Annotated in this window: 15 protein-coding genes; 5 read left to right on the plus strand and 10 right to left on the minus strand. The window is 55.6% G+C overall.

All coding sequences use genetic code 11. The features are described from left to right. The 6 genes from O9X91_RS23265 to rnk form a co-directional block, all read right to left on the minus strand. A partial coding sequence (locus O9X91_RS23265) for a hypothetical protein (protein WP_269834410.1) occupies positions 1 to 304 on the minus strand: 304 nt, incomplete at its 3' end. Between the two features lie 160 nt (positions 305 to 464). Further along, positions 465 to 1,424, minus strand: a complete 960-nt coding sequence (locus O9X91_RS23270) for a tyrosine-type recombinase/integrase (RefSeq protein ID WP_142914244.1) — start codon at positions 1,422 to 1,424, stop codon at positions 465 to 467. Continuing rightward, the gene (locus O9X91_RS23275) at positions 1,421 to 2,113 is read right to left on the minus strand and encodes a hypothetical protein (RefSeq protein WP_142914243.1); all 693 of its coding nucleotides are present in this window, start codon (positions 2,111 to 2,113) and stop codon (positions 1,421 to 1,423) included. Before O9X91_RS23275 ends, O9X91_RS23270 begins: the two co-directional genes overlap by 4 nt. A 199-nt stretch (positions 2,114 to 2,312) precedes the next feature. Then, positions 2,313 to 3,206: a DMT family transporter gene (locus tag O9X91_RS23280; protein ID WP_109858659.1), complete on the minus strand. Its 894-nt coding sequence runs from the start codon at positions 3,204 to 3,206 to the stop codon at positions 2,313 to 2,315. Between the two features lie 75 nt (positions 3,207 to 3,281). Next, positions 3,282 to 3,821 (minus strand): GreA/GreB family elongation factor, encoded by a 540-nt coding sequence (locus O9X91_RS23285; RefSeq protein ID WP_109858660.1) that lies wholly within the window; start codon positions 3,819 to 3,821, stop codon positions 3,282 to 3,284. 145 nt (positions 3,822 to 3,966) lie between these two features. Continuing rightward, positions 3,967 to 4,419, minus strand: coding sequence for a nucleoside diphosphate kinase regulator (rnk, locus tag O9X91_RS23290; protein WP_109858661.1), 453 nt, complete (start codon positions 4,417 to 4,419; stop codon positions 3,967 to 3,969). A gap of 442 nt (positions 4,420 to 4,861) precedes the next feature. Here rnk and gdhA point away from each other — a divergent pair, with 442 nt between their 5' ends. From gdhA to O9X91_RS23305, 3 genes are all read left to right on the plus strand, one after another. Next, on the plus strand, positions 4,862 to 6,211 hold the full coding sequence (gene gdhA / locus O9X91_RS23295; protein ID WP_142914242.1) for an NADP-specific glutamate dehydrogenase: 1,350 nt from the start codon (positions 4,862 to 4,864) through the stop codon (positions 6,209 to 6,211). Between the two features lie 278 nt (positions 6,212 to 6,489). After that, complete coding sequence (locus tag O9X91_RS23300; RefSeq protein WP_109858662.1) at positions 6,490 to 7,215, plus strand: pseudouridine synthase; 726 nt, start codon at positions 6,490 to 6,492, stop codon at positions 7,213 to 7,215. 344 nt (positions 7,216 to 7,559) lie between these two features. After that, complete coding sequence (locus O9X91_RS23305; protein ID WP_109858663.1) at positions 7,560 to 7,871, plus strand: hypothetical protein; 312 nt, start codon at positions 7,560 to 7,562, stop codon at positions 7,869 to 7,871. A 95-nt stretch (positions 7,872 to 7,966) separates the two neighbouring features. Here O9X91_RS23305 and O9X91_RS23310 read toward each other — a convergent pair whose 3' ends face one another. After that, positions 7,967 to 9,094: an HPP family protein gene (locus O9X91_RS23310; RefSeq protein WP_109858664.1), complete on the minus strand. Its 1,128-nt coding sequence runs from the start codon at positions 9,092 to 9,094 to the stop codon at positions 7,967 to 7,969. Positions 9,095 to 9,126: 32 nt separating this feature from the next. After that, positions 9,127 to 10,032, minus strand: a complete 906-nt coding sequence (locus O9X91_RS23315) for a LysR substrate-binding domain-containing protein (RefSeq protein WP_109858679.1) — start codon at positions 10,030 to 10,032, stop codon at positions 9,127 to 9,129. Positions 10,033 to 10,138: 106 nt separating this feature from the next. Here O9X91_RS23315 and O9X91_RS23320 point away from each other — a divergent pair, with 106 nt between their 5' ends. Both O9X91_RS23320 and O9X91_RS23325 read left to right on the plus strand, forming a co-directional pair. After that, on the plus strand, positions 10,139 to 10,843 hold the full coding sequence (locus tag O9X91_RS23320) for a 5-formyltetrahydrofolate cyclo-ligase (protein WP_109858665.1): 705 nt from the start codon (positions 10,139 to 10,141) through the stop codon (positions 10,841 to 10,843). A 3-nt stretch (positions 10,844 to 10,846) separates the two neighbouring features. Then, positions 10,847 to 11,173: a hypothetical protein gene (locus tag O9X91_RS23325; protein WP_109858666.1), complete on the plus strand. Its 327-nt coding sequence runs from the start codon at positions 10,847 to 10,849 to the stop codon at positions 11,171 to 11,173. A gap of 342 nt (positions 11,174 to 11,515) precedes the next feature. Here O9X91_RS23325 and O9X91_RS23335 read toward each other — a convergent pair whose 3' ends face one another. Both O9X91_RS23335 and O9X91_RS23340 read right to left on the minus strand, forming a co-directional pair. Next, positions 11,516 to 11,980: a group III truncated hemoglobin gene (locus O9X91_RS23335; protein ID WP_109858668.1), complete on the minus strand. Its 465-nt coding sequence runs from the start codon at positions 11,978 to 11,980 to the stop codon at positions 11,516 to 11,518. Between the two features lie 89 nt (positions 11,981 to 12,069). Next, complete coding sequence (locus tag O9X91_RS23340) at positions 12,070 to 12,363, minus strand: DUF6522 family protein (RefSeq protein WP_109858669.1); 294 nt, start codon at positions 12,361 to 12,363, stop codon at positions 12,070 to 12,072. Positions 12,364 to 12,439 lie beyond the last annotated feature (76 nt).

Here is a 12,439-nt window from a genome sequence, read left to right on the forward strand (position 1 = left end):
CAAGCAGACCGTAATCATTTGTGCGTTGCGCCTCGTCTTGGAACCAGGTTAGCCAGTCTATGACGCCTTTTTTGCCTTCCAATTTTTCACGCATGGCTTCTACTACCAGCTCAACGCATGCATTTGTAAGATTCGACTTGGCGTCTTCTATTTCTTTTTGCAACGAAGCCTTCTTCTTCCGCAGCGATTTCCCAGCATCGGGCGACAACGTTTTCAGAAGCTTTGAAAGCGCCTCAAAATAGAGCCCCGCGGCGTCAAACATAGAAAGAATAAGTTCCTGCGCCGATTGGCTCACATCCGGCATGCGATTATTATCACTGATCGATTTTGCCGAAATTGCTTCGGAGTCTCTATATTCGTGTACCTGTGACCTCAGCTCACGCCTATAGTTGTCGAGAAGGCGAAGCGTTGGTCTATTGTGATTTAACTTTGCCACCGTCCAAAACACTCCCCAAATGAGCGCCTCAAATCAATATCCGCTCGACTTCATCTAAGCTTACATCATCACTTCGGCGATCATAAAGCTGGGTCGTCCTGGTCGACGAGTGATTGGCCATGGCTGCGGCCTTTTCCAGCGTCCCTCCGTTTTTCAAATACGCGGTGATGCCGGTGGCGCGGAACGTATGGTTGCCGACCGCCGTGCCGATTCCGGCCGCAACGGCTCGGCGCTGGATCATCGCATGGGCACTCTGCTGGGGCAGGGGGGATGCTGATAGTTCGCCGGTCCCCCGGCCTATCGTCCGGAACAACGGAGTTTTGGGATGGTCGCGTAATCCGCCTACCTCGAGATACTCCTCGAGGTAGGCCTCGAGCGTGTGATGGCAGGGCATCTCGACGACTTTGCCGCCCTTTTCATGCAGCCGCACCCACAGGCGCCGTCCCTGGACATATACGTCCCGCACCTCCATGCCGGTCGCGGCGCCGACGCGGGCGAACGTGAAGGTCATAGTGGCTATAAAGGCCCGATCGCGCAGCCCGACGATTGTGTCAGTAGGGATGCTATCCAGCAACTGCCGCGCTTCTTCCGGCGACAACACCGGGGTCTTGCCCTTCTTGGTCGAATACGACGGTCCGCGCACCGCATGAGCGGGATTGGTCGGCATGATCTGGCCGGTCACCATCCAATCGAACAGATGGCGAATGGCGGCCAGCCGCTGCTTAACGGTCGGCACGGCATGGCTGCGCCCCAGCTCCTCGATCCAGGCGGCGACGTGCATCGGCTGGATCTGGGGGAGGGCGGACACACCGCGCGCTTCGCACCAGTGCAGGAAGTCAGCCGCCGATCGTGCGTAGGCTTTGCGCGTGTTAGGATTGCGAATGTTCGCGGTGAAGAATTCGAGAAAGCGCATTCTGGTGCGTTCATCGGACGGATGCACGAGTGCAGGAAGAGCAGCACTTGGGGCGGAGAGGGCAAGGGCGGTCATCGGGCGTTTGCCTCCTCCTCACGCTGCCACTGTGCGCATTCTGCTATCCAGCCTTGTAGTCCATCCAGGTAGTCTGCCAGCTTTTCGAGATGAATCGCAAAATCGCCTACATTTATCAGGGTTAGCTCCGGTTCGAGTGACCGTCGGTTAACATATGTACCCTTAGGGGCGTTTGGCTTTTTTTGACGAATCCTTGCATACCTGAACCTCTGACCATCCGGATCATGCCGATGAATCTGCTGAATATAGGAGCTGATACCTTCTAGATCCTCGGGAGGTAGTTCTCGTCCTTCAATCAAAATGCTTACAGGATTGAGGAGAGGCAGGACCAAATCCCAGACGATTTGAAGGTTGTGGGTAATCAGCTTCTTTTCATCGTCATTGGTGATGTTTCGGCCGAGCAGGAAGGAGCCGTCGCGGAAAATGTCTTTGAGCACCATTTCGATATGATGCCGATAAAGATAAACGATCGGGTAAATTAGCAGATCCTGATCCGAGCTTGTCGCACATACGTGTGTGGCGAGGTGTAAGGCAGCCTTCCTAAATCCGCTTTTGTAAGAGTGCCCATCTTCTCCCCAATGGGAGATACATGCGTTAGCAGACCAATATTCCTTATTGCCCCCAAAGAGAACGTCGCCAGCGACAGGCGGTGGAGACGATCCGAAAATTGATTTGACCTCATTCGACACGCCAAGCCCCCCTATATGTGATAAAGGACATTATCACATATAGACCACCTCGCAATAACTTGATGCCAAACCCGGAACACAGAAGATATCACTGAGTATGCAGATACAGATTGTCAGCCAACCGGGATGGCCAAAGCTATTGGGGAAGCGACTGTTAATCCGGCTTGATTGGGCCAGATGTCTGAGATGCTGAAGCCTCTCACAGTGTCGTTTTCCGTCGCTCCACCATCACCGCCCGGTAGTTGGAAAACAGGATAATCCCACCTCCGAGGAAGACCCAAAGATCGATGGCTTCGACGTAAGCGTAATAGCCGACGATGGCAGCCATTGGCACGCGCAGGAAGTCGATTGGCATAACTACGGATGCGTCGAGACGTTTGAGTGCCTGGGCCTGACAGTAGTGGGCGGCAAGCGCCCCGAGTCCGGCGATCAACATCCAGGGGATGTCGGTGAAGCTCACTGGACGCCAGTCCGTTAGCGAGGCAAGGAAGCCGAGCGGCAGCTGGATGACAATCATCCAAACGACGATGGCGCCCGGCGAAACCTCCCGCGTCAGTTGCTTGACTAAGATCAATGACAGACCGTAGCCGGCGGCGGCAATCAGCACGAGCCCTGCGGCCGGATCGACCATGCCGATGCCCGGGCGGACGATGACGAGGACGCCGATGAAGCCGCCGATGGTGGCAAGTATCCGCGACCTCGTCAGCTGTTCCTTCAAAAAAAGGAGGGCGAAGAAGGCAACCCAGATCGGCATGGTAAATTCCAGAGCGAACACTGAAGCGAGCGGCAGCATCACGACGCCGATCGTCCATAGGTATTGGGCAAAGAAGTGGACGACATTTCGCGCCAAATGCAGCCTAATCAGCTTGCCTTTCCGCAGTTCGGGCAGCAGCGCACGGCCGAGCGTAAGGATGACGAAAAGGCCCACGAGCGCGCGGAAGAATAGCACCTGCTGGATGGACAGTGTGCTCGCAAGCTCGCGCGAGCCGACTGACATGCCGATGAAAGAGATCATGCTGAGGCCCATCCATAGGAGCCCTTGCGTGAACGCACTATGCGGCAACTCTTGTGCCGGGGGGGAATTATTCGACATGCTGGAGCCTTCTTCATGTTCTTGCGCAGACGCGCGCTGCGTCGAGCGCGCGTCTGCGTCAAACGATCAGGCGGATCAGGCCGCTGACGGCCCCGGATCATCAGTAGCATCCGGTGTGGCGGGAACCTTGAGGCGCGCTTGACCCATCCCGTCGGACACTATGCGCAGCAGTGGCTTCTGCCTTAAGGTATTGGTTGCCTGATTAAGCGCCCGGCGTTCGCGCAATGAAGCCTCCGGCTGATATTCCACTCTCTCGAGAAAAATCCGGTCTTCCAGTCCGCTTGTATCGGTGAAGACCATATCTTGGCCTTCCGTAAGACCGAGAAGAGCCAGACCACGCGTAGTCGTGATTGGCAGGAACATGCCAATCGGCGCGGTGACCTGACCGGTCGAGAGCACACGGGTATCCCTCGCGCTGCCATTGACACGGAAGCTCACTCTGCTGTTGATGCTGGCGATCCCGTCTTGCAGATCCTCGCGAAAAATGACGACTGCCTTGGCGATTTTATGGCGAATGAGCGGAAGAAGCAGTTGGTAGCGACCGCGCGGGTCGTCAGCCATAGCTTCCAAAATGGATAAATCTTTCGTGGTGAGGATGAAGTGATCGTCTGACATCGCAGTTCTCCTTTACTCCAACGGGAGCACGCATATGAAATATGAACTGGAGATCCCCTGTCCGCCTGAGGCGGAGCAGGGGGCGATTATCCTGCGATGAGGCAACCTCCATAAAGGGAGAGGAGGCAGGACAGCGGACAGCGCATTATGATGCGGACCGCAGTTCGACCGAGCCCGTGGAGGCGGGAAAGCTTACAGCCGGCGCCTCCACGCTCTTTACTGTGAGGCGATGGACGCGACCATCTCGAGCAGTCCAATCGATCGACTGACCCGTAGAAAGGCCGATCAGGGCGGCGCCGATAGGCGTAAGGATGGATACCTTGCCGGCCGCGATATCGGCTTCGCCGGGGAAAACGAGCATGACGAGGCGTTCATCGCCGAGGTCGCTTACAAACTGGAGCGTAGACCCCATGCGCACGACATCAATGCCGATCTTCTTGTCGGGAACAATGCGGGCGCGGTCGAGCTCGGCCAGGAGTTCTTCGGACACCTCCGGATTGCGCGCTGCGTGTGCCTCGGCAAGGCGTGAGAGCCTCTCGTGGTCGGAATCGGTAACGATGATGGCCGGCTTGCTATGCGTTTTCTTTTCGGCAGCCATTGCTGGTTTCCTATACATATACGCAGCCACGCACAAAGCGCGCTGCATTCGATTAAATAGAATTGGAAAGACTGTCGCCTCTTTGGGCTGCTTCAACCGACTTGCGGAAAGCTACCTATGCCCCTCGACCGGGGTGAGACACGACCGGGCCGGGGGTCATATGCCTGCGATAAGGCATACTCGCTTGGAAATATTGTGGAGGGGCTCGATCAACATCTTTTGATGATGTGCCCGTTAATCGCGGAAGTCAAGCAAGGCCGGTGAAGCTGTTAGGTGATTGACGGTTTGATTGCAGTTAAGTCGCTCCAGCTTATTACATAAGCATTGAAAATCCACTCTACCAATCGACCCCTCAAATCCATTTCATTTTGCACAAGTTTTGAGCTATCAGCCAATTCGCCGCCTGATATTCAGGCAACAATCTATGACTGGAGAATAAGAATTGGCGAATGTGGATGAGAAGCTTGAACCGATCCTGGCTGAGGTGCTGCGGCGCAATGCCGGTGAGTTGGAATTTCATCAGGCGGTCCGTGAAGTTCTTGAAAGCCTGGGTCGCGTCATCGCTAAACATCCAAATTATGCCGATAATGCTCTCATAGAGCGCATTTGCGAGCCCGAACGGCAGATCATCTTTCGTGTCCCCTGGGTTGATGACACGGGTCAAGTACAGATCAACCGCGGCTTCCGCGTGCAATTCAACTCTGCCCTTGGCCCCTATAAAGGGGGCATTCGTTTCCACCCTTCCGTGAATGTGGGCATCGTCAAATTCCTTGGCTTTGAACAAACTTTCAAGAACGCATTGACGGGAATGCCGATCGGCGGCGGCAAGGGCGGGTCGGATTTCAATCCGCGCGGCCGCTCGGACGGCGAAATCATGCGGTTTTGCCAATCCTTCATGACTGAACTGCATCGCCATATCGGCGAGTACACGGATGTGCCCGCCGGCGATATCGGCGTCGGCGGTCGGGAGATCGGCTACATGTTTGGCCAGTACAAGCGCCTCACCAACCGGTACGAGGCGGGAGTATTAACCGGCAAGGCGTTGTTCCATGGCGGCTCAAGAGCGCGGAGGGAAGCGACAGGATATGGTGCGACCTATTTTGTCGAGCGGATGCTTTCGACGAAAGGCCACAACTTCGAAGGCAAACGCGTGGTGGTCTCGGGCTCCGGCAACGTTGCCATCTATACCATGGAAAAGGTCATGGAATTCGGGGGTAAGATTGTCGCTTGCTCGGATTCGTCCGGCTATGTCGTGGATGAAAATGGCATCGATCTTGACCTCGTAAAAGAGATCAAGGAAGAGCGACGCGGTCGGATCTCAGAATATGTTGGTGTAAAAGGCGCTGGCAGCAATTGGGTCGAGGGGGGGTCCATCTGGGACGTGGCGTGCGATGTCGCAATGCCTTCCGCGACCCAGAACGAATTGACCGGACGTGATGCCAAGGCACTGATCCGGAACAAGGTCATCGCGGTCGGCGAAGGCGCCAACATGCCAACCACGCCGGAAGCGGTGCGGCTTTTTCAGGAAGCAGGGGTATTGTTTGCGCCGGGCAAAGCCGCCAATGCAGGGGGCGTCGCAACATCGGCGTTGGAAATGCAGCAAAATGCTTCGCGGGATAGCTGGACTTTCGAGCAGACAGAAAATCGTCTGGCGATGATCATGCACAATATCCATGATACATGCGCTACGACGGCCGAAGAATACGGCACGCCGGGCGACTATGTCCTCGGCGCCAACATCGGCGGCTTCGTGCGGGTGGCCGAGGCGATGGATGCGCTCGGCATAATCTGACGACCGCGTGATGACACCTGCCGGCGTTGATGCGCGCCGACAGGTTTGACTTTTGCAACCCACCGGCGCAGAGACATCCTATGGCAACGCTTTTTATCCAACCCTTTAGAGAGCCTCAACGCTCGAAAAACGGCTCTTGGCCCGAACGCAGGTAAATCCTGGTTAGCGTTCGGAGGACCAGGATCATGCAGTTCTCCAAACAATAGCAGTGGCTGACGCCTCTCGCTAAATCTTTCGGCTTTAATATCTTGACCATAAAAACCATAGCACCCCGCGGTATGCGGGTGACGCTTCCGCGCGCGTTGTCCAAACTTGGCCACTGTTCGCGAACGCAGGCTGAACGATTGATTGCCGAGGGCCGGGTTAAACTCAATGGACGTCGTGCCATGGACCCATCAATATGGGTCGATCTGATATCCGATCTGATCGCGGTCGATGGACAAACTGTTTCGGCATCGGCCAAGCTTTACATCATGATGAACAAACCTCGCGGTGTGGTTACCACGCGTGATGATCCCGATGGCCGTGCAACGGTATTTGACTGCCTCAAGCTTCAGGACATGCCATTCGTTTCGCCGGTCGGTCGCCTGGACAAGGCCAGCGAAGGGTTGCTGTTGTTTACAAACGACACGGTACTTGCACAGCGTCTTCTTGACCCTGTCACGAATGTTCCCAAGATCTATCACGTCCAAGTCGGCGGAGAAATTGGCACCCCGGAACTGGAGCAGATGATTTTCGGCATTCCCAGCGACGGTGAGCTCCTTCGCGCCACCTCCGTTGACCTTCTGCGCCGCGGCAGCAAGCACGCCTGGATTGAGGTCGAACTGCGCGAGGGTCGGTACCGGCAAATCCGCAGAATGCTGGAAGGCGTCGGACTGGACTGTCTGCGATTGGTCAGGATAGCAGTCGACACGCTGCGATTGGGTGATTTACAAAAAGGAGACAGCAGGTCTCTCACCACCTCTGAAATCGCCTCACTGCGCAAGCGCGCAGGACTCGAATAATCTGTTGGGTAGTCACCTTTTGACGACAAGGCGGCACTTGCCGCTAATTCAATATGCGGCAGCTTAAGTTTTGACTGACGATGATCCTCGGTCTGCTAGGTCGTTAAACTGTTGATGTGACAGGACAGGAAAGCAATAGGGCGGCATTTTTTGGAGCCTCAACGAGTACGGTAAATTTGCCGAAAAAAGCACCGTTTCGCCCACGAAATCACCACGCTATCAGCCGTGGCTCCCGTGGCAGCATTATTTGCAGGGCTCCCGTGGCAGCATTATTTGCAGGGCTCTAGAATGGCATAAATTTTGCTGGAAGACGGAGACTTCTATATCGATCGGCGGCGCAAACTATGTTCCAACCTTTGGTGACTTGTCTTCTCCTAAGCGCCGCTACCGGTTTGAGTCTGCGGCGGTTTCTCCTGCCGTACTTTCCCGGCGGCGATGCTGCTGAACAGCGGTCACCCGTGACAATGGTGGCAAGTGCTATCTTCCTGGCAGCGGTTGCCTTCACGGTGTCTGATCAAAAACTCTGGGCAATACCGATCGTTCTGACATTCAGCCTCTGGCTTGCGTCAGTATTTGACGACTCCAAGCCGAACATGACGATCGCCATATCCGTCGTCAGCTTGACATTGTATATGGGCCTCCGGTCGATCCATTGATCCTCAGCTCCTCTATCATCGATAGCAAGCGTCTTGGAATTTCTCGGCATCCTTCGACGCCACTTCGACCGCCCCGAATTCGCTGTGGTCAAAGGTTAATTCGCCGCTGTCTGATGAGGCCCTTTTGGAAGGGACCGTGCAACGGCGCTCAAAAGGTCGGTCTGGGAAATCAGCCCGATAATGTGGCTCTGCTCATCGACGACGATCACCGCATGTGTTTTGCCGTCCGTCAGGATGGGAAGCAGGCTCAGGGCTCGATCGGCAGCCGAAGCGGTCGTTGGCAGAGAGATCAGTTCCTTCAACGAACCTTCTCCCATCGCCAATTCTCTCAAACCCACAGTACCGAGCAGTTGTCCGTTTCGATTTTTGACCGGTAAGGTTCGGATATTGTGCTTGAGAAGCAGCTCCCGGGCCTCATCGATGGTGGCATCAACGTCCGCCACAATAACGTCGCGCGACATGATGTCCGCACATTTGATCCCGTCATTAGAGCGGGCGACAGCCTCGTACTCCACACGGCGAAGCAATAGTCCAAGGTCAGTGCGGTCGATGTCGAATGTCTCGTGAAGCGCCTCAAGGGCGGCGTCAATATCCTCGTCACGAAACCCCACTCGCTCGGCTGGTGGAAGGTCTGCAGTCAGATGGCCGTTCACCGTAGGCGAGGCGACATGCGGGTAGTTATGCCGGGATAGCTTGTGGAACAACAGGCCGACTGCGACGAGGATGCAGGAGTTCAGGGCAACTGGAATGAACGGAAACAGCATGCCCCAGCTTGCGACCGCAGGTCCACCAAGGACGGCTGTCAGGGCTGCCGCCCCCCCAGGCGGATGGAGACACCGGGTAAAGGACATCGCCGCGATCGCCAGTGAGACGCCCACACCAGTAGCTATGATCGGGTCGCTGATCAGGCTGGCGGCAAGCACCCCCATGAAGGCCGAAATCGTATTGCCTCCGATGATAGACCATGGCTGGGCAAGCGGGCTTGCCGGAACGGCAAACAGCAGCACGGCCGAGGCGCCCATCGGCGCGACGATCAACGGTAGATGTGAACCTTTTCCGAGCAGGTAGCTGCAAATCAGACCTGTCAGCGCGATCGCCGCGAGAGCGCCAAGGCATGCCAGCAGCCGATCGCGCAACGTTGCGCCGGCAAGAATGGGTCTAAACAGCCATAGTGACAGAAGCGCGCGCTTCTGGGCCGCTCCTCGGGGGTCGGAAGGGGACATGGGAAAAACCTGATGAGAGACTGGTGGCGGGTTCAGGAAGGAGAAAGGGAAGCGGAGAGCGGAGGCGTTGAGGCCAGAAGCATATCTTCAAATCCGCGAAGCGGATCAGACCTCCGATCATTCCGGGAAATGAGCAGTGTATCGACCGGACCAAGGGAATGCACAACGATATCGGCGGTCCAGTGCATGCCGTCAAGGACAGAGCGCGGTATGACACCCACTGCGTTTCCCGCAACGACGTGAGCGAGAATGGAGTGATAGGAGGTCAACTCCATTGTTGGAACGTCGGCTCCCAATTTCATCCAACGCTCGGCAATGCGGCGATAGGTACAACCTGGTTCAAGAGCGGCAAGAGCCGTCAGCCGAATGTCGCCGGCGTTGCGGAGCGGAGGATGGTTGGACGGCAGGATCAGAAGCAGCTCTTCCTGAAAGACCCTTGTCGCGTGAAGCGGATGCTGCTCACGCCCAAGCATCCCTGCCCATTCTTTCTGATCAGGCGGTTGGGCGATGAGAGCGCAATCGAGTTCGTCGGCAATCACCGCCTTTGCCAATTCCAGCGTTGCGCCAAGTGTCAAACGCAATGACACCTGTGGCCAGGCTTCGTTAAATGTTGCAAGCACCGGAGGCAGACGGCTTGCCGCCGTGCTTTCCATCGTACCCACCCGCAACGCCTCCACCTGGTTTTCTTTCCTGAGCGCAAGACGCGCCTCTGTTGCAAAAGCGAGCATTTTCTTCGCGTAGCCCAAGAAAATTTGTCCTTCGCGGGTCAGGGTCATCTTCTTTCCCTCCCGGCTGAACAGCAAGGCGCCAACTTGCTCCTCAAGAAGCTGGATACGTGTCGTTACATTCGAAGGCGCCCGACCAAGCTGCTTCGCCGCGCGCGTCACGCTCGTCTCGTCGGCGACGATCAGAAAAATATGCAGAGAAGTCGGATCCAAAAAAGTCTCCATTTAAGAATGGTATTGCCTTATTATTCTCCATGAGCGAACATCACGCAAGCCGAAGGTGATGGCCTGAAGCCATCAGATAGAAAAGAAATGTCAGATGATCGACGAAAATCAGAATGACAATCCAGATGGCTTCTCTTCTCCTGCCTGTTTCATGCACGAAGTCGATCCAGCCTATATGGGACTGGACGGTAGTGGTGAAACGGTCAAGAAATGGCGCAAAGGTGAGCGGCGCCGTCTGATCGATCAGCGGGCCCGTCTCAACGCAGAAGAGCGCGACCAGAAATCCTTGCGAATCCGGCAAAACCTCGATCAGCTATTGCCTGAAGTCAACGGGCGAACCATCAGTCTCTACTGGCCATTTCTGGGCGAACCTGATCTCCGCGGCTGGTTGACAGCGGCTTCAGCCCGCGGCGCGACATGCCTTTTGCCGGTGGTGTCTGAAAAGAACAAGCCTCTCACGTTTCGATCCTGGCGGATTGGCGAGGAATTGACGCGCGGAGTCCTGAATATCCCTGTTCCGCTGCACGGTGATGAACGCCAACCGGATATCGTCATTGCCCCGGTTGTCGGGTTTGACGCGCATTGTTACCGGCTTGGGTTCGGAGGTGGGTATTTTGATCGAACGCTCGCTGTGCTCCATCCAAAGCCTATCGTGATCGGCGTCGGGTTTGACTTCCAGCAGATCGAGACGATCCGTCCTCAAGGTCATGACATTCCCATGGATGCGATCGTCACCGATACTGACATCCGGTTTCGCCAAGGTTGTGATAATCTTTTCGCGTGGAAATTCGAGGGCTAGGCGATGAGTTCGCTGGACGTTTCCTCACTCATTCCAGTCTTTCTAACGGCGGCTATTGCGCTCAGCTGGAACCCATTTCTGATCCTTTACCGAAACAATGCCCTTGCTGTGCATACACCCGTCATGACGACGCTCGCCGCCAGCCTGGCGCTGTCCGCAGTGACCTTCACTTATTCCAACTTGGGAGCAACTATCGGGAGCCTCGTGTTTGCGACCGGCCTGATGCTGTCGATACCGTTGCGCGACCATCTACGAGATGAGATCGGCATAGCCCTGTCAGCAGTGTGCCTTTTTGTTTTTCTTTCCCTACCAAACGGCGTTCAAGCATAGGAGCGAACAATGCTTATGGACCGCAGGCCATCAAGAAAAAATTGGTTGCACTGGTATGCCTGGTACCCGGTCTTGCCGGCGAACGATACATTATGCTGGCTGGAGATCGTTTTCCGGCGAAAAGCGGCCACCGGTAGGTGGGAGTATCGATCAACGCGGTCTGAACGAGAACGGCTTCTGGCTCAGACTCGCATACCCGTCTGTCCTGGCGCTTAGAAAGAGATCGGCCTGACGATCTTCAGGTCAAGTATCACGATTTTATCTATTCTGGGAATACTTCGGCATGGCAAATGGCAATAGCTCGGCGATCGAGGCGCGATCAGCCGCGAAACTGTTTGCCAGTTATGACCGCCGGTTAGGATCATCCAGCGCTGGATTGTAGAATAGCGAAATTGTCAGGCTTCGGGCGATACGCTCTGCCGTCGCCATGAACCATGCTTTGGCGTCTTCATTCGTGACGACGTTGTCCAGCGTTGTTTCAAACAGCTCCAGCCATTTTGGGAATAGTTCTGGCGTTAGGTTGGCCACACCTAAATGGGCCTGAACAGGTTTCCCCCCATAGGAGCCATCGTGGAAGGCGACCGCTGACCAGAAGCTTTTCATTTTCAGGGTGTGCTCCGACCAGCGTCCCGAAAGCCTTGCGTTGAAAACGGGACCCAGCTCCGGATGCTCCGACACACGCGCGTAAAATGTGTCAACCACGGCACTGATCAAGGCGCGATTGATGCCGAGTGCTTGCATTTCCGCATCAGCCCGATTGCTAATCTCAGCGCTATGTGCGGCGCGTGCTTGCAATTCATTTTCCATTCAACCACCAAAGCGCTGCGTTGTCTGCAGCATATGCCTGCTCCCTGTCATCGGCAAACGCAGTGCAGATCTCATTTTGAAGATGGCAGTCATTGACGCGGTGACCGTTTCGGCGATCTACCCTTAAGGAACGTCAACTCCTCGTGCTGAACCTCATTTTCGATATCCAGGATTGCGCGCCATTGACGATTGCCGAAGCGTAGCGACAGACGCTTCGTCCCTGCATGCTCATCCGAACCAATCTCCACAGAGCTCGCGACAAGACCACGCTGGATGTAGCTGCGGAATTCCGATTGCGACACCCCGAACCGGGAAGCGATCTCGCTCGAATCCAGGGTGAAATCCCCGTTTGGGCTGCACTCGACAAACAAATTCGTGTCCATTCACAAAGCGCCAGTGGCGCAACAAAAAATCTCCAAGAGAGAACGATTGCTTATTGTCATTCTTATATCAAGAATT

Source organism: Agrobacterium salinitolerans, assembly GCF_027498475.1.
GTDB classification, from domain to species: domain Bacteria; phylum Pseudomonadota; class Alphaproteobacteria; order Rhizobiales; family Rhizobiaceae; genus Agrobacterium; species Agrobacterium salinitolerans.

What these genes read in the sequence shown, in the direction of transcription:
- O9X91_RS23280 (WP_109858659.1), bottom strand. Translation starts at nt 3,206, where the DNA reads ATGTCGAATAATTCCCCCCCGGCACAAGAGTTGCCGCATAGTGCGTTC.
- O9X91_RS23320 (WP_109858665.1), top strand. Translation starts at nt 10,139, where the DNA reads ATGATCGACGAAAATCAGAATGACAATCCAGATGGCTTCTCTTCTCCT.
- O9X91_RS23310 (WP_109858664.1), bottom strand. Translation starts at nt 9,094, where the DNA reads ATGTCCCCTTCCGACCCCCGAGGAGCGGCCCAGAAGCGCGCGCTTCTG.
- O9X91_RS23335 (WP_109858668.1), bottom strand. Translation starts at nt 11,980, where the DNA reads ATGGAAAATGAATTGCAAGCACGCGCCGCACATAGCGCTGAGATTAGC.
- O9X91_RS23285 (WP_109858660.1), bottom strand. Translation starts at nt 3,821, where the DNA reads ATGTCAGACGATCACTTCATCCTCACCACGAAAGATTTATCCATTTTG.
- O9X91_RS23305 (WP_109858663.1), top strand. Translation starts at nt 7,560, where the DNA reads ATGTTCCAACCTTTGGTGACTTGTCTTCTCCTAAGCGCCGCTACCGGT.
- O9X91_RS23340 (WP_109858669.1), bottom strand. Translation starts at nt 12,363, where the DNA reads ATGGACACGAATTTGTTTGTCGAGTGCAGCCCAAACGGGGATTTCACC.
- O9X91_RS23270 (WP_142914244.1), bottom strand. Translation starts at nt 1,424, where the DNA reads ATGACCGCCCTTGCCCTCTCCGCCCCAAGTGCTGCTCTTCCTGCACTC.
- rnk (WP_109858661.1), bottom strand. Translation starts at nt 4,419, where the DNA reads ATGGCTGCCGAAAAGAAAACGCATAGCAAGCCGGCCATCATCGTTACC.
- O9X91_RS23325 (WP_109858666.1), top strand. Translation starts at nt 10,847, where the DNA reads ATGAGTTCGCTGGACGTTTCCTCACTCATTCCAGTCTTTCTAACGGCG.
- O9X91_RS23300 (WP_109858662.1), top strand. Translation starts at nt 6,490, where the DNA reads ATGCGGGTGACGCTTCCGCGCGCGTTGTCCAAACTTGGCCACTGTTCG.